We start from the raw sequence: 14,922 nt of genomic DNA, 5'->3' as shown, positions 1-14,922 counted from the left end.
GGCCGAAACTCCAGAGTAACGCACAAGAGGGGCCGGAGAACTCTCCGACCCCTCTGTGCAGGTGGTTACTTGACGGACCCGCCCGCAGCCACGATCTTCTGCTCGGCGGAACCCGAGACCTTGTCGACCGTGACGGTGAGCTTCACCGCGATGTCCCCGTTGCCGAGGACCTTGACCTTCTCGTTCTTGCGAACCGCACCCTTGGCGACGAGGTCGCTGACGGTGACCTCTCCACCCTTCGGGTAGAGCTCGGCGAGCTTCTCCAGGTTCACGACCTGGTACTCGACGCGGAACGGGTTCTTGAAGCCGCGGAGCTTCGGGGTGCGCATGTGCAGCGGCATCTGCCCACCCTCGAATCCGACGCGCACGGTGTTGCGGGCCTTGGTGCCCTTCGTGCCACGACCGGCGGTCTTGCCCTTGGAGCCCTCACCACGACCGACGCGGGTCTTGGCGGTGTTGGCACCGGGGACCGGACGCAGGTGGTGCACCTTCAGAACGCCGGGACGCGTGGTCTCGGCCTCCTTCTTGGCAGCAGGCTTCTTCGCGGCAGGCTTCTTCGCAGCAGCCTCGGCCTTGTCGGCCTTGGCGGCTGCGGGAGCCTTCTCAGCAGCCGGCTTCTTCGCCGCCGGCGCCTTCTTCTCGGCTGCGGCCTTGGGAGCGGCAGCCTTCTTCGGGGCCTTCTCGGCCTCGACGGCTTCGTTCTTCTCAGCCATTAGTCGATCTCCTCAACCTTGACGAGGTGGGCGACGGTCCGGACGTAGCCGCGCGTCTGCGCGTCGTCGGGGCGGACGGTGGAGTCACCGATCCGCTTCAGACCGAGGCTGCGCAGCGTGTCGCGCTGGTTCTGCTTCTCGCTCACCTTGGACTTGATCTGCGTGACCTTGAGGCGCGCAGCCATCAGGCACCTACCTTCTGTGCGGCGATGGCCTCGGCCTCCGCACGGACCAGACGCGCGGGGGCGACCTGATCGAACTCGAGGCCACGACGCGCGGCGACCGCACGGGGCTCCTCGAGCTGCTTCAGTGCCTCCACCGTCGCGTGCACGATGTTGATCGTGTTCGACGAGCCGAGCGACTTCGACAGCACGTCGTGGATGCCGGCGCACTCGAGCACGGCGCGGACCGGACCACCGGCGATAACACCGGTACCGGCGGCAGCCGGACGAAGAAGCACGACACCGGCAGCGGCCTCGCCCTGGACGGGGTGAGGAATGGTGCTGCCGACGCGGGGCACGCGGAAGAAGTTCCGCTTGGCCTCTTCGACGCCCTTCGAGATCGCGAGGGGAACCTCACGAGCCTTGCCGTAGCCGACGCCGACCAGACCGTTGCCGTCACCGACGACCACGAGGGCGGTGAAGCTGAACCGACGTCCACCCTTCACGACCTTCGACACGCGGTTGATGGTGACCACGCGCTCCAGGAACTGGTTGTCACCGCGGTCGCGCGAGTTGCGGTCACGGCCACCCTGGTTGCGGTCACGGCCGCCGCGGCGGCCCTCACGCTGCTCGCGAGCGGGCTCGGCGGCCTCGGTCGAGGCAGCAGCCGTCTCGGTCACTTCGTTCTCCTTGATGTCACTCACAGTGCCAGCCCCCCTTCACGGGCGCCTTCGGCGATCGCCGCGACACGACCCGCGTAGCGGTTGCCGCCACGGTCGAACACGGCCTCGGAAACGCCGGCGGCCTTCGCGCGCTCGGCGACGAGCTCGCCGACCTTGCGGGCCTTGGCGGTCTTGTCACCCTCGAAACCGCGCAGGTCGGTCTCGAGCGTGGATGCGGAGGCCACGGTGTGGCCCTTGCTGTCGTCGACCAGCTGCACGAAGACGTGACGGGCGGAGCGGTTCACGACGAGGCGCGGACGCTGCTCGGTGCCGACGATCTTCTTGCGGAGACGGGCGTGACGACGCGAACGGGCGTCAGACTTTGACTTGAGAGCCATGGTTACTTACCACTCTTTCCGGCCTTGCGACGCACGACCTCGCCCGCGTAGCGGACACCCTTGCCCTTGTACGGCTCAGGCTTGCGGATCTTGCGGATGTTCGCAGCTGCCTCGCCGACAGCCTGCTTCGAGATGCCGCTCACGGTGAGCTTGTTCGTGCCCTCGACCGTGAGCGTGATGCCGGCGGGCGGGTCGACCAGCACCGGGTGCGAGAAGCCGAGCGCGAACTCGACCGAGCCGCCCTTCTGCTGAACGCGGTAACCGGTTCCGACGACCTCGAGGCCCTTGGTGTAGCCCTCGGTCACGCCGATGATGTTGTTGTTGATGAGGGTGCGGGTCAGGCCGTGCAGCGACCGGGACTCGCGCTCGTCGTCGGGGCGGGAGACCAGGACCTGGTTCTCCTCGACGGCGACCTCGATGGGGTTCGCGACCGTCAGGGTGAGCTCACCCTTGGGGCCCTTCACCGCGACCTCACGGCCGTCGACCGAAACGGTCACGCCCGCGGGGATCTCGATGGGAAGTCGTCCAATACGCGACATTTCAGATCACCACACGTAGGCGAGAACTTCTCCGCCCACGCCCTTCTGCTCTGCCTGACGGTCGGTGAGAAGACCGGAGGAGGTGGACAGGATGGCGACGCCGAGGCCGCCGAGGACCTTGGGAAGCTCGGTCGACTTGGCGTAGACGCGCAGGCCGGGCTTCGACACGCGCTTGATGCCGGCGATGGAGCGCTCGCGGTTCGGGCCGTACTTCAGCGTCAGCGTGAGGTTCTTGCCCACGCGTGCGTCGGCGACGTCCCAACCGGCGATGTAACCCTCCTGCTGGAGGATCTCGGCGATGTGCGTCTTGAGCTTGCTCGACGGCAGCGTCACGGAGTCGTGGTGCGCCGAGTTCGCGTTGCGCAGACGGGTCAGCATGTCTGCGACCGGGTCTGTCATTGTCATTGTGTTCTTCTTTCGTTCATGAGGTTCCGGCTGCCGTTACACGACAGACGGCCTGCGATGAGCACGCAATCTTCAATTGTACGCGACCGGGTGGGATGCTCACGCACCCCACCCGGTCGATGCTCACGCCTTGGCGTCGTCCGACTTGAACGGGAAGCCGAGGTGACGCAGCAGCGCACGACCCTCGTCATCCGTCTTCGCCGACGTCACCACGGTGATGTCGAAACCGCGCACGCGGTCGATCCGGTCCTGATCGATCTCGTGGAACACGCTCTGCTCCTGGAGACCGAAGGTGTAGTTGCCGTTGCCGTCGAACTGCTTGGCCGACAGCCCGCGGAAGTCGCGGATGCGGGGCAGGGCGAGCGAGACCAGGCGGTCGATGAACTCCCAGGCGCGGTCACCACGGAGGGTGACGTGCGCGCCGATGGGCTGTCCCTCGCGCAGCTTGAACTGCGCGATCGACTTCCGGGCCTTCGTGACGATCGGCTTCTGACCGGTGATCTTGGTGAGGTCGTCGACCGCACCCTCGATCACCTTGCTGTCGCGAGCCGCCTCACCGACACCGGTGTTGACGACGACCTTGACGAGGCCGGGGATCTGCATGACGTTCGTGTAGCCGAACTCTTCCTGCAGAGCCTTCTTGATCTCGTCGTTGTACTTCTGCTTCAGGCGGGGCTGGATCTTGCCAGCCACCGCGGCAGTGTCGGTGCTCATCAGAGGTCCTTACCTGACTTCTTCGCGTAGCGGACGCGGACGGTGCGCTTGACGCCGTCCTTGGTCTGCTCCTCGACCCGGTGGCCGACACGGGTCGGCTTCTTGGTCGACGGGTCGACGACCGCGACGTTGGAGATGTGGATGGGAGCCTCGACGGTCTCGAGGCCACCCGTCTTCGTGCCGCGCTGCGTCTGGCCGACGCGCGTGTGCTTGGTGACGTAGTTGACGCCCTCGACGATCACACGGTTCGACTCGACGAGGACCTCGAGGACCTTGCCCTGCTTGCCGCGGTCGCCGCCCTTGTCCTGCTTGCGGCCGGTGATGACCTGAACCAGGTCACCCTTCTTGATGTTCGCCATGATCAGATGACCTCCGGTGCGAGCGAGACGATCTTCATGAACTTCTTGTCACGAAGCTCACGACCGACCGGCCCGAAGATACGGGTGCCGCGGGGCTCCCCGTCGTTCTTCAGAATGACGGCGGCGTTCTCGTCGAACTTGATGTAGGAACCGTCTGGGCGACGGGTCTGCTTCACGGTACGGACGATGACCGCCTTGACGACGTCGCCCTTCTTGACGTTGCCGCCCGGGATCGCGTCCTTGACGGTCGCGACGATGGTGTCACCGAGGCCGGCGTAGCGACGGCGGGAGCCGCCGAGCACGCGGATGGTGAGCAGCTCCTTCGCGCCGGTGTTGTCGGCGACCTTGAGGCGGGACTCCTGCTGAATCACTTGGCCTTCTCCAGAATCTCCACCAGACGCCAGCGCTTCGTGGCGCTCAGCGGGCGGGTCTCGTTGATGAGGACGAGGTCGCCGATGCCGGCGGAGTTCGTCTCATCGTGCGCCTTGACCTTCGAGGTGCGGCGGATGACCTTGCCGTAAAGCGGGTGCTTCACGCGGTCCTCGACCTCGACCACGATGGTCTTGTCCATCTTGTCGCTGACGACATAACCGCGGCGGGCCTTGCGGTAGCCACGGGCGTCCGCGTCGCGGACGTCGTGGGCTGCGTGCTCGGCCTCGGCGGCTGCAACCTTCTTCTCAGCCATTACTCGGCCTCCTCCTTGGGCGCTTCAGCCTCTTCGGACTTCTTCGCCTTTGCCTTGGACGCCTTCTTGGCCGGAGCCTCGACCGGAGCGGGCGTCGCACGGATGCCCAGCTCGCGCTCGCGGATCACGGTGTACAGGCGCGCGATGTCGCGCTTGACGGCGCGGATGCGGCCGTGGCTCTCCAGCTGGCCGGTGGCCGACTGGAAACGGAGGTTGAACAGCTCCTCCTTGGCCTTGCGCAGCTCCTCGACGAGGCGCTGGTCTTCGAACGTGTCGAGCTCGCTGGGAGCGAGCTCCTTGGTGCCGATCGCCATTACGCGTCGCCCTCCTCGCGCTTGATGATTCGTGCCTTGAGAGGCAGCTTGTGGATGGCACGGGTGAGTGCCTCACGAGCGAGCTGCTCGTTGACGCCGGCGACCTCGAAGAGGACGCGACCCGGCTTGACGTTGGCGACCCACCACTCCGGCGAACCCTTACCGGAACCCATGCGGGTCTCAGCGGGCTTCTTGGTCAGCGGGCGGTCGGGGTAGATGTTGATCCACACCTTTCCGCCACGCTTGATGTGACGCGTCATCGCGATACGAGCGGACTCGATCTGACGGTTGGTCACATACGCCGGGGTGAGAGCCTGGATGCCGAACTCGCCGAAGGAGACCTTCGTGCCGCCGGTGGCCTGGCCATCACGCTTGGGGTGGTGCTGCTTGCGGTACTTGACCTTACGGGGAATAAGCATCAGGCTGACGCTCCTTCTGCGACGGGGGCCTCGTTGCGCGAACCACGGCGACGGTCGCCACGGTCGTCACGACGGGACTTGGGTGCGTTGGCCTGCTCGCGAGCGAGCTCCTTGTTGGTCAGGTCGCCCTTGTAGATCCAGACCTTCACGCCGATGCGGCCGAAGGTGGTCTTCGCCTCGTAGAAGCCGTAGTCGATGTTCGCGCGCAGCGTGTGCAGCGGCACACGACCCTCGCGGTAGAACTCCGAACGGCTCATCTCGGCGCCGCCGAGGCGGCCGGAGACCTGGATGCGGATGCCCTTGGCGCCGGCGCGCTGAGCGCCCTGCAGACCCTTGCGCATCGCGCGACGGAACGCCACACGAGCAGAGAGCTGCTCGGCGATGCCCTGCGCGACCAGCTGAGCGTCGGCCTCGGGGTTCTTGACCTCGAGGATGTTCAGCTGGATCTGCTTGCCGGTGAGCTTCTCGAGGTCGCCGCGGATGCGCTCGGCCTCTGCTCCACGACGTCCGATGACGATGCCGGGACGCGCGGTGTGGATGTCCACGCGCACGCGGTCACGGGTGCGCTCGATCTCGATGTTCGAGACACCGGCGCGGTCGAGCTGCGTCTTCAGCAGGTTGCGGATCTTGATGTCCTCGGCCACGTAGTCCGCGTAGCGCTGACCCGGCTTCGTCGAGTCGGAGAACCAACGCGAGACGTGGTCGGTCGTGATACCGAGGCGGAAGCCGTACGGGTTAACCTTCTGTCCCATTACTTGCTCGCCTTCTTCTTGCTGTCGCCATCGGCTGCCGCGGCAACCTCCGGCGTCGAGAGCACGACCGTGATGTGGCTCGTGCGCTTCTTGATCTGGAAAGCCCGACCCTGAGCACGGGGCTGGAAACGCTTGAGCGTCGTGCCCTCGTCGACGTACGCGTTCTTCACGTACAGGTCCTGCTCGTCGAGGTACTCGCCGTCACGATCCGCCTTCACCTGCGCGTTGGCGATCGCCGACGCGACAAGCTTGTAGATCGGCTCACTGGCGCTCTGCTGTGCGAACTTCAGGATCGCCAGAGCCTCCTGGGCCTGCTTGCCCTTGATGAGCGCGACGACACGACGAGCCTTCTGCGGGGTCACGCGGATGTGCTTCACGCGTGCGATGGATTCGACCATTAGCGGCGCCGCCCCTTCTTGTCGTCCTTCTCGTGGCCGCGGAAGGTGCGGGTGGGCGCGAACTCGCCCAGCTTGTGACCGACCATGGTCTCGGTCACGAACACGGGGATGTGCTTGCGACCGTCGTGGACGGCGATGGTGTGACCCAGCATGGCCGGGATGATCATCGAACGGCGCGACCAGGTCTTGATGACGTTCTTCGTGCCGGCTTCGTTCTGCACGACCACCTTGCGAAGCAGGTGCTCGTCGACGAAGGGGCCCTTCTTAAGACTGCGAGGCATCTTCTCTTACTCCTACTTGCGCTTCTTGCCGGCGTTGCGACGACGCACGATGTACTTGTCGCTTTCCTTGTTGGCGTGACGGGTGCGGCCCTCAGCCTGGCCCCACGGCGTGACGGGGTGACGTCCACCGGAGGTCTTGCCCTCACCACCACCGTGCGGGTGGTCGACCGGGTTCATGGCGACACCACGCACGGTCGGGCGGACGCCCTTCCAGCGCTTGCGGCCGGCCTTGCCCCAGTTGATGTTCGACTGCTCGGCGTTGCCGACCTCACCGATCGTGGCGCGGCAGCGCGCGTCGACGTTGCGGATCTCGCCCGACGGCAGACGGAGCTGCGCGTAGGGGCCGTCCTTGGCGACGAGACGCACCGAGGTGCCCGCCGAGCGAGCCAGCTTCGCGCCGCCGCCGGGGCGGAGCTCGATCGCGTGGATCACGGTACCGGTGGGGATGTTCTTCAGCGGCAGGTTGTTGCCCGGCTTGATGTCAGCCGAGGCGCCCGACTCGATGATGTCACCCTGCGACAGCTTGTTCGGGGCGAGGATGTAGCGCTTCTCACCGTCGAAGTAGTGCAGCAGCGCGATGCGCGCGGTGCGGTTGGGGTCGTACTCGATGTGAGCGACCTTGGCGTTGATGCCGTCCTTGTCATTGCGACGGAAGTCGATGACACGGTACTGGCGCTTGTGGCCACCACCGATGTGACGGGTCGTGATGCGGCCCTGGTTGTTGCGGCCACCGGTCTTCGACAGCGGGCGCAGCAGCGACTTCTCAGGCGTCGATCGGGTGATCTCGGCGAAGTCGGCCACCGACGAACCGCGACGACCGGGGGTCGTGGGCTTGTACTTGCGAATAGCCATGATTGTCCTTATCCCCCGGATCAGCCGATTGCCGTGAAGATGTCGATGGTGCCCGACTTCAGGGTCACGATGGCGCGCTTGGTGTCCTTGCGCTTGCCGGTGCCGAAGCGGGTGCGACGGGCCTTGCCGACGCGGTTGATCGTGTTGACAGCCGCGACCTTGACGCCGAAGATCTTCTCGATGGCGAGCTTGATCTCGGTCTTCGAGGCGCGCGGGTCGACGAGGAACGTGTACTTGCCCTCGTCGATGAGCGAGTAGCTCTTCTCGGACACGACCGGCTTCAGGATGATGTCGCGCGGGTCCTTGTTGAGAGCGGTCGCCAGGACGTTTGCCTGCTCGGTCATGCCGAGACCTCCTCGGTAGCGCCGGTCTTCGAGGCGATGAACGCCTCGAGCGCGGCCTTGGTGAAGACGATGTCGTCGGAGACGAGCACGTCGTAGGCGTTGAGCTGGTCGAAGGTGAGCCAGTGCACGTTCGGGAGGTTCCGGACGGACTTGATGGTCACCTCGTCGTCACGCTGGGTGACGACCAGGATGTTCTTCGGGCCGGCGACCTGGGCGAGCAGCGCCGCCGCGGTCTTGGTCGAAGGAGCGGCGTCGAGACCGAAGCCCTCGACGGCGTGCAGGCGCTCACCGCGGAAGCGGTCGCTCAGCGCACCCAGCAGGGCGGCGGCGATCATCTTCTTGGGGGTGCGCTGCGAGTAGTCGCGCGGCTTCGGGCCGTGGACGATGCCACCACCGGTCATGTGCGGAGCGCGGATGGAGCCCTGACGAGCGTTACCCGTGCCCTTCTGCTTGAACGGCTTGCGGCCCGCACCGGAGACCTCACCGCGACGCTTGGTCGAGTGGGTGCCCTGACGCGCAGCGGCGAGCTGTGCGACGACGACCTGGTGGATCAGCGGGATGTTCGTCTTGACGTCGAAGATCGCGGCGGGCAGCTCGATGGAGCCGGCCTTCTTGCCGTCGGCCTTGAGGACGTCGAGCGCGAGAGTCGAGTCAGCCATGATCAGGCACCCTTCACTGCGTTGCGGACGTAGACGACGCGGCCACGCGCACCGGGGACGGCGCCCTTGACGAGCATGAGTCCCTTCTCGGCGTCGATGGCGTGCACCGTGAGGTTCAGGACGGTCACGCGCTCGCCACCCATACGGCCGGCCATGCGCATGCCCTTGAAGACGCGGCTCGGGGTCGACGATGCGCCGATGGAGCCGGGCTTGCGGTGGTTGCGGTGCGCACCGTGCGAAGCGGAGACGCCCTTGAAGTTGTGGCGCTTCATGACACCGGCGAAGCCCTTGCCCTTGCTGGTGCCGACGACGTCGACCAGCTGACCGGCCTCGAAGACGCCGTCCACCGTGAGCTCCTGGCCCAGGGTGTACTCACCGGCATCCGCGGTGCGGATCTCGGTGACGTGACGACGCGGCGTGACGCCGGCTGCCTCGAAGTGAGCGGTGAGGGGCTTGGTGACCTTGCGCGGGTCGATCTGACCGGCCGCGATCTGGACGGCGTTGTAGCCGTCCTTCTCGGGGGTGCGGATCTGGGTGACCACGTTGGGCGCCAGCTCGATGACGGTGACGGGGATGAGCTTGCCGCTCTCGTTCCACACCTGGGTCATGCCGAGCTTCGTGCCCAGCAGTCCCTTGGAAATCTTTGCGTTGATGTCAACCATGGCGAGCCTCAGAGCTTGATCTCGATGTTGACATCGGCGGGCAGGTCGAGACGCATCAGCGAGTCGACGGCCTTGGGCGTCGGGTCGACGATGTCGATCAGACGCTTGTGGGTGCGCATCTCGAAGTGCTCGCGGCTGTCCTTGTACTTGTGGGGCGACCGGATGACGCACACGACGTTCTTCTCGGTCGGAAGGGGCACGGGTCCGACGACCGTCGCGCCCGCACGGGTCACGGTGTCGACGATCTTGCGTGCGGACGTGTCGATGACCTCGTGGTCATACGACTTCAGGCGAATGCGGATCTTCTGTCCCGCCATTGTCTGCTCTCTCTCTTAAGGCGTCTTACCGTCCTGGGCCGGGTGACCCAGGGGCATTGGACGCACGACGGCGCTGTTCGCGCCTCGGCACTCCCCCTCCGTCCGACTCTCGGACCTGTCGGTCCCCGAGCCTGTCGAAGGGCGCACCACTGTTCTTCTGTCAGCCCGCACGCCTCTCGGCGCGCGGCAGAACCTCCTGGTGGAGGTGTTGGGTGTGTTCTGCCACCCGCGGCCTAGAACCCTGCGATCCGAAACGGATGCCGTCTATGCACTGCCCTGGTGGTGATCCGCCCGGCGCGCACAGCGCACCCACGGAATGTGGAACCTGTCTATTCTGCCATGCCCGATTTCACTTCTGCAAACCCGGGCGTGTCGCGCGCTGCGCGCGGCAGCGAAAAGGGGCGGGATCCGCAGGATCCCGCCCCTTTCAGAAGTCTCAGCTCACTCGTTTCCGACGGCCTTGTCGACGTTCGAGCGGACGTCGTCGATCTGGTCGGCAGCACCAGGGGCCACCTTCTTGGCGAAGTCCGAAACGCCGTCGAGGATCTTGTCGCTGATGCCCTCGGCCTGCTCGCTCTTGAGGGCCTCCTCGACCTTGTCCTTGTTCTGCTCGAAGAATTCCTTGCCCTTGTCGACGATGTCTTCGATTCCCATTGCTTCCCCCATCCGAGGTCTTCCGCCGCCGGGATTCCGACGGCCAAGCTCATTCTGCCCGCGCAGGCGCGGGAAGGGAAGAGCGTGGGAACGACACAGGGGCCGGACCCGAAGGCCCGACCCCTGCGAGAAGCAAGCGAACTTACTTGATGATCTTCGTGACCGTACCGGCGCCGACGGTGCGTCCACCCTCACGGATGGCGAAGCCGAGGCCCTCCTCCATGGCGATCGGCTGGATCAGCTCGACCGTCATGTCGGTGGTGTCGCCGGGCATGACCATCTCGGTGCCCTCGGGCAGCGAGATGACGCCGGTGACGTCGGTGGTGCGGAAGTAGAACTGCGGGCGGTAGTTCGTGTAGAACGGGTTGTGACGGCCACCCTCGTCCTTGGACAGGATGTAAGCGGTGCCCTCGAAGTCGGTGTGCGGCGTGACCGAACCCGGCTTGACGACGACCTGGCCGCGCTCGACGTCCTCGCGCTTGGTGCCACGGAGGAGAAGACCGCAGTTCTCGCCGGCCCATGCCTCGTCGAGCTGCTTGTGGAACATCTCGATACCCGTGACCGTGGTCTTCTGCGTCGGGCGGATGCCGACGATCTCGACCTCGGAGTTGATGGCCAGCGTGCCACGCTCGGCGCGACCCGTGACGACCGTTCCACGACCGGTGATGGTGAAGACGTCCTCGACGGGCATGAGGAACGGCTTGTCCTTGTCACGCACCGGGTCGGGGATGTTCTCGTCGACGGCCTCCATGAGGTCGAGGATCGACTGGACCCACTTCTCGTCGCCCTCGAGAGCCTTCAGGCCCGAGACGCGGACGACAGGAGCGTCCTCGGCGAAGCCCTGCGAGGCGAGCAGCTCGGAGACCTCGAGCTCGACGAGCTCCAGGATCTCCTCGTCGTCGACCATGTCGGACTTGTTCAGCGCGACGAGCAGGTAAGGAACGCCGACCTGCTTGGCGAGCAGGACGTGCTCACGCGTCTGAGCCATCGGGCCGTCGGTGGCGGCGACGACGAGGATCGCACCGTCCATCTGAGCAGCACCGGTGATCATGTTCTTGATGTAGTCGGCGTGACCCGGGGCGTCGACGTGCGCGTAGTGGCGCTTCGGCGTCTCGTACTCGACGTGCGAGATGTTGATCGTGATACCGCGCTGGCGCTCCTCGGGAGCGGAGTCGATCGACGCGAAGTCGCGCTGAACGTTGGTCGCCGACGGGTACTTGTCAGCAAGAACCTTCGAGATCGCTGCGGTGAGCGTGGTCTTGCCGTGGTCGACGTGACCGATCGTTCCGATGTTCACGTGCGGCTTGGTCCGCTCGAACTTGGCCTTAGCCACTGGGTCCTCCTCAGGACGTCGTGTAGAGGGTGCCGGGCACTGGATTGTGACCGGTTCTCTACGGGTTTAGGTTTCTCAGTTTAGTAGAGAGGGGATGTGAAGTTGTGAGTGTCCCGGATGCTCCGACTGCAGTGAGCCGGAGCATCCGGGGACAAGGGCTTACTCGCCCTTGGTCTTCTGGACGATCTCGTCCGCCACGGCCCGCGGGACCTCGGCGTAGGAGTCGAACTCCATCGAGTACACGGCGCGACCCGAGGTCTTCGAGCGCAGGTCGCCGATGTAGCCGAACATCTCGGACAGCGGCACCTGGGCGCGCACGACCTTGACGCCTGCGGCATCCTCCATGGACTGGATCTGGCCACGACGGGAGTTCAGGTCGCCGATCACGTCGCCCATGTACTCCTCGGGCGTACGCACCTCGACGGCCATCAGCGGCTCAAGCAGCACGGGGTTCGCGCGGCGCACGGCCTCCTTGAAGCCCATGGAGCCGGCGATCTTGAACGCCATCTCCGAGGAGTCGACGTCGTGCGACGCGCCATCGATGAGGATCGCCTTCACGCCCACCATCGGGTAGCCCGCCAGCGCACCGGTCGCCATGGCGTCCTGGAAGCCCTGGTTCGTCGGCTCGATGTACTCGCGCGGGATGCGACCACCGGTGACCTTGTTCTCGAACTCGTACGTCTTCTCGGCGTCCAGCTCGAGCGGCTCGATCGTGAACTGGATCTTCGCGAACTGACCCGATCCACCGGTCTGCTTCTTGTGCGTGTAGTCGTGCTTCTCGACGGCCTTCTTGATCGTCTCACGGTAGGCCACCTGCGGCTTTCCGACGTTCGCCTCGACGCGGAACTCGCGCTTCATGCGGTCGACGAGGATGTCGAGGTGCAGCTCGCCCATGCCCTTGATGGTCGTCTGACCGGTCTCGGGGTTGAGCTCCGTGCGGAAGGTCGGGTCCTCTTCGGCGAGCTTCTGGATCGCGAGACCCAGCTTCTCCTGGTCGGCCTTCGTCTTCGGCTCGATCGCGACCTCGATGACGGGCTCGGGGAACGTCATCGACTCGAGGACGACCGGCTGCGCGATGTCGGCGAGGGTGTCACCGGTGGTGGTGTCCTTCAGGCCGATGACCGCGTAGATGTTGCCGGCGGTCAGCTTGTCGACCGGGTTCTCCTTGTTGGCGTGCATCTGGAAGATCTTTCCGATGCGCTCCTTCTTGCCCTTGGTCGAGTTGATGACCTGGGCGCCGGACTCGAGCTCGCCCGAGTAGACGCGCACGTAGGTGAGGCGACCGAAGAACGGGTGCACCGCGACCTTGAACGCCAGCGCCGCGAAGGGGTCCTTCGCGTCGGGGTGACGCTCGATGATCTTCTCCTCGTCCTTCGGGTCGTGCGCCTCGATGGCGGGCACGTCCAGCGGGGACGGCAGGAAGTCGACGACGGCGTCCAGCATCGGCTGCACACCGCGGTTCTTGAACGCGGAGCCGCAGAGCACGGGGTAGATCTCGCTCGCGACGACCATCTTGCGGATGGCGCCCTTGATCTCGGCGACCGTGAGCTCCTCGCCGCCGAAGAACTTCTCCAGAAGCTCCTCGTCGGTCTCGGCGACGGTCTCGAGGAGGGTCTGACGGTACTCGTCGGCCTTGTCCTTGAGGTCGGCCGGGATCTCCTGGATCTCGTACGACGCACCCATGGTCACGTCACCCTTGGCGTCGCCGGGCCAGACCAGCGCGCGCATCTCGATGAGGTCGATGACGCCGATGAAGTCGTTCTCCGCGCCGATGGGCAGCTGGAGGACCAGCGGCTTGGCGCCGAGGCGGCTGACGATGGTGTCGACGGTGAAGTAGAAGTCCGCACCGAGCTTGTCCATCTTGTTGACGAAGCAGATGCGCGGGACGTTGTACTTGTCGGCCTGACGCCACACGGTCTCGGACTGGGGCTCGACGCCCTCCTTGCCGTCGAAGACGGCGACGGCACCGTCGAGGACGCGGAGCGAGCGCTCCACCTCGACCGTGAAGTCCACGTGACCGGGGGTGTCGATGATGTTGATCTGGTTCTTGTTCCAGAAGCAGGTCACGGCGGCAGACGTGATCGTGATGCCGCGCTCCTTCTCCTGCTCCATCCAGTCGGTGGTCGAAGCACCGTCGTGCGTCTCGCCCAGCTTGTGGTTCACGCCCGTGTAGAACAGGATGCGCTCGGTGGTGGTGGTCTTGCCGGCATCGATGTGCGCCATGATGCCGATGTTGCGGACCTTGCTCAGGTCGGTGAGCACGTCTTGTGCCACAGGAGTGTCCTTATCTGTCTTGCAGGGATGCTGCGAGGAGAGGGAGGGTGCCGGAGTCGGGCCCTTCGACAGGCTCTGGGCCCGACTCCGGCGAGGCTGTTACCAGCGGTAGTGAGCGAACGCGCGGTTCGACTCGGCCATCTTGTGGGTGTCCTCGCGGCGCTTGACCGCGGCACCGAGGCCGTTCGACGCGTCCAGGATCTCGTTCTGCAGACGCTCGGTCATCGTCTTCTCACGACGGCCCTTGGCGTAGCTGACGAGCCAGCGCAGCGCGAGGGTGTTCGCGCGGTGCGGCTTGACCTCGACCGGCACCTGGTAGGTCGAACCGCCGACGCGGCGGCTGCGGACCTCGAGGGTGGGGCGGACGTTGTCGAGCGCCTTCTTGAGCGTGGCGACGGCGTCCTGGCCGTTCTTGGCCTCGACGCCGGCGAGGGCGCCGTAGACGATCGACTCGGCGAGCGACTTCTTGCCGTCGACGAGGATCTTGTTCACCAGCGAGGTGACGATGGGGGCGCCGTATACCGGGTCGTTGACGACGGGGCGCTTGGGGGCCGGACCCTTACGAGGCATCTAACTCAACCCTTCTTCGCGCCGTAGCGGGAACGAGCCTGCTTACGGTTCTTGACGGCCTGGGTGTCCAGGGCGCCGCGGACGATCTTGTAACGCACACCGGGGAGGTCCTTCACACGACCGCCGCGGACGAGCACCAGGGAGTGCTCCTGCAGGTTGTGGCCCTCACCGGGGATGTAGGCGGTGACCTCGGTGCCGTTGCGCAGCTTCACACGGGCGACCTTGCGCATCGCCGAGTTCGGCTTCTTCGGGGTGGTGGTGTAGACGCGGGTGCAGACCCCGGCCTGCTGCGGGTTCGCCTTCAGGGCGGGCGCCTTGGTCTTGGAGACCTTCGGCGAGCGACCCTTGCGAACCAACTGCTGAATGGTTGGCACGTTCTCTCCTTGTTGTGCTGCACGGTGACAGCGCGATGGATTTCACATCATGACCCACCGGCGCGCCGGAACCGACGCGCTTT

The 14,922-nt window shown here is 65.5% G+C and carries 25 protein-coding genes; all 25 read right to left on the bottom strand.

The features are described from left to right. Nucleotides 1-65: 65 nt before the first annotated feature. The 25 genes from rplO to rpsL all read right to left on the bottom strand — a co-directional run bounded on the left by rplO (nt 66) and on the right by rpsL (nt 14,839). On the bottom strand, nt 66-713 hold the full coding sequence (gene rplO, locus ACWGJP_RS09135; RefSeq protein ID WP_452329439.1) for a 50S ribosomal protein L15: 648 nt from the start codon (nt 711-713) through the stop codon (nt 66-68). Beyond that, on the bottom strand, nt 713-898 hold the full coding sequence (gene rpmD, locus ACWGJP_RS09130) for a 50S ribosomal protein L30 (RefSeq protein ID WP_067194508.1): 186 nt from the start codon (nt 896-898) through the stop codon (nt 713-715). Before rpmD ends, rplO begins: the two co-directional genes overlap by 1 nt. Next, nucleotides 898-1,578 (bottom strand): 30S ribosomal protein S5, encoded by a 681-nt coding sequence (gene rpsE / locus ACWGJP_RS09125; protein ID WP_452329438.1) that lies wholly within the window; start codon nt 1,576-1,578, stop codon nt 898-900. The genes rpmD and rpsE overlap by 1 nt, the downstream gene beginning before the upstream one ends. Beyond that, entirely contained in the window at nt 1,575-1,934 is a 360-nt protein-coding gene (gene rplR / locus ACWGJP_RS09120; protein WP_452329437.1) for a 50S ribosomal protein L18, read from the bottom strand. Before rplR ends, rpsE begins: the two co-directional genes overlap by 4 nt. Nucleotides 1,935-1,936: 2 nt before the next feature. Next, nucleotides 1,937-2,473, bottom strand: coding sequence for a 50S ribosomal protein L6 (gene rplF, locus ACWGJP_RS09115; RefSeq protein WP_452329436.1), 537 nt, complete (start codon nt 2,471-2,473; stop codon nt 1,937-1,939). A gap of 6 nt (nt 2,474-2,479) precedes the next feature. Then, nucleotides 2,480-2,878 carry a 30S ribosomal protein S8 gene (gene rpsH / locus ACWGJP_RS09110; RefSeq protein WP_452329435.1) on the bottom strand — a complete coding sequence of 133 codons (399 nt, stop codon included), beginning with the start codon at nt 2,876-2,878 and terminating at the stop codon, nt 2,480-2,482. Between the two features lie 123 nt (nt 2,879-3,001). Continuing rightward, complete coding sequence (gene rplE, locus ACWGJP_RS09105) at nt 3,002-3,592, bottom strand: 50S ribosomal protein L5 (RefSeq protein WP_452329434.1); 591 nt, start codon at nt 3,590-3,592, stop codon at nt 3,002-3,004. After that, nucleotides 3,592-3,951: a 50S ribosomal protein L24 gene (rplX, locus tag ACWGJP_RS09100; protein ID WP_452329433.1), complete on the bottom strand. Its 360-nt coding sequence runs from the start codon at nt 3,949-3,951 to the stop codon at nt 3,592-3,594. Before rplX ends, rplE begins: the two co-directional genes overlap by 1 nt. 2 nt (nt 3,952-3,953) lie before the next feature. Next, nucleotides 3,954-4,322 carry a 50S ribosomal protein L14 gene (rplN, locus tag ACWGJP_RS09095; RefSeq protein WP_067354309.1) on the bottom strand — a complete coding sequence of 123 codons (369 nt, stop codon included), beginning with the start codon at nt 4,320-4,322 and terminating at the stop codon, nt 3,954-3,956. Next, a complete protein-coding gene (gene rpsQ, locus ACWGJP_RS09090) occupies nt 4,319-4,636 on the bottom strand; it encodes a 30S ribosomal protein S17 (RefSeq protein ID WP_452329432.1) in 318 nt (105 codons plus the stop codon). Before rpsQ ends, rplN begins: the two co-directional genes overlap by 4 nt. Further along, complete coding sequence (rpmC, locus tag ACWGJP_RS09085) at nt 4,636-4,950, bottom strand: 50S ribosomal protein L29 (RefSeq protein ID WP_452329431.1); 315 nt, start codon at nt 4,948-4,950, stop codon at nt 4,636-4,638. The genes rpsQ and rpmC overlap by 1 nt, the downstream gene beginning before the upstream one ends. Then, nucleotides 4,950-5,369 carry a 50S ribosomal protein L16 gene (gene rplP / locus ACWGJP_RS09080; protein ID WP_067354305.1) on the bottom strand — a complete coding sequence of 140 codons (420 nt, stop codon included), beginning with the start codon at nt 5,367-5,369 and terminating at the stop codon, nt 4,950-4,952. Before rplP ends, rpmC begins: the two co-directional genes overlap by 1 nt. After that, nucleotides 5,369-6,121 (bottom strand): 30S ribosomal protein S3, encoded by a 753-nt coding sequence (rpsC, locus tag ACWGJP_RS09075; protein WP_452329430.1) that lies wholly within the window; start codon nt 6,119-6,121, stop codon nt 5,369-5,371. The genes rplP and rpsC overlap by 1 nt, the downstream gene beginning before the upstream one ends. Next, a complete protein-coding gene (rplV, locus tag ACWGJP_RS09070; protein WP_452329429.1) occupies nt 6,121-6,519 on the bottom strand; it encodes a 50S ribosomal protein L22 in 399 nt (132 codons plus the stop codon). The genes rpsC and rplV overlap by 1 nt, the downstream gene beginning before the upstream one ends. Beyond that, nucleotides 6,519-6,800 (bottom strand): 30S ribosomal protein S19, encoded by a 282-nt coding sequence (gene rpsS / locus ACWGJP_RS09065; protein ID WP_120229702.1) that lies wholly within the window; start codon nt 6,798-6,800, stop codon nt 6,519-6,521. Before rpsS ends, rplV begins: the two co-directional genes overlap by 1 nt. A 12-nt stretch (nt 6,801-6,812) precedes the next feature. Continuing rightward, a complete protein-coding gene (gene rplB, locus ACWGJP_RS09060; protein ID WP_452329428.1) occupies nt 6,813-7,652 on the bottom strand; it encodes a 50S ribosomal protein L2 in 840 nt (279 codons plus the stop codon). Between the two features lie 20 nt (nt 7,653-7,672). After that, nucleotides 7,673-7,996 (bottom strand): 50S ribosomal protein L23, encoded by a 324-nt coding sequence (rplW, locus tag ACWGJP_RS09055; protein WP_452329427.1) that lies wholly within the window; start codon nt 7,994-7,996, stop codon nt 7,673-7,675. After that, entirely contained in the window at nt 7,993-8,655 is a 663-nt protein-coding gene (rplD, locus tag ACWGJP_RS09050) for a 50S ribosomal protein L4 (protein WP_452329426.1), read from the bottom strand. The genes rplW and rplD overlap by 4 nt, the downstream gene beginning before the upstream one ends. Nucleotides 8,656-8,657: 2 nt before the next feature. Next, entirely contained in the window at nt 8,658-9,317 is a 660-nt protein-coding gene (gene rplC / locus ACWGJP_RS09045) for a 50S ribosomal protein L3 (protein ID WP_452329425.1), read from the bottom strand. A gap of 8 nt (nt 9,318-9,325) precedes the next feature. Beyond that, complete coding sequence (gene rpsJ / locus ACWGJP_RS09040) at nt 9,326-9,634, bottom strand: 30S ribosomal protein S10 (RefSeq protein WP_017201594.1); 309 nt, start codon at nt 9,632-9,634, stop codon at nt 9,326-9,328. A gap of 441 nt (nt 9,635-10,075) precedes the next feature. After that, complete coding sequence (locus ACWGJP_RS09035) at nt 10,076-10,288, bottom strand: hypothetical protein (protein WP_452329424.1); 213 nt, start codon at nt 10,286-10,288, stop codon at nt 10,076-10,078. A 142-nt stretch (nt 10,289-10,430) separates the two neighbouring features. Further along, nucleotides 10,431-11,621, bottom strand: a complete 1,191-nt coding sequence (gene tuf, locus ACWGJP_RS09030) for an elongation factor Tu (RefSeq protein ID WP_452329423.1) — start codon at nt 11,619-11,621, stop codon at nt 10,431-10,433. A gap of 159 nt (nt 11,622-11,780) precedes the next feature. After that, nucleotides 11,781-13,895, bottom strand: a complete 2,115-nt coding sequence (gene fusA / locus ACWGJP_RS09025) for an elongation factor G (RefSeq protein ID WP_452329422.1) — start codon at nt 13,893-13,895, stop codon at nt 11,781-11,783. Between the two features lie 99 nt (nt 13,896-13,994). Continuing rightward, nucleotides 13,995-14,465 (bottom strand): 30S ribosomal protein S7, encoded by a 471-nt coding sequence (gene rpsG, locus ACWGJP_RS09020; RefSeq protein ID WP_337316294.1) that lies wholly within the window; start codon nt 14,463-14,465, stop codon nt 13,995-13,997. A gap of 5 nt (nt 14,466-14,470) precedes the next feature. Further along, nucleotides 14,471-14,839, bottom strand: coding sequence for a 30S ribosomal protein S12 (gene rpsL / locus ACWGJP_RS09015; RefSeq protein WP_018171438.1), 369 nt, complete (start codon nt 14,837-14,839; stop codon nt 14,471-14,473). Nucleotides 14,840-14,922: the final 83 nt, after the last annotated feature.

The organism is Microbacterium sp. NPDC055903, assembly GCF_053615555.1.
The sequence above is the reverse complement of the archived record's forward strand: the minus strand, read 5'-3'. Positions and strand labels throughout refer to the sequence as shown.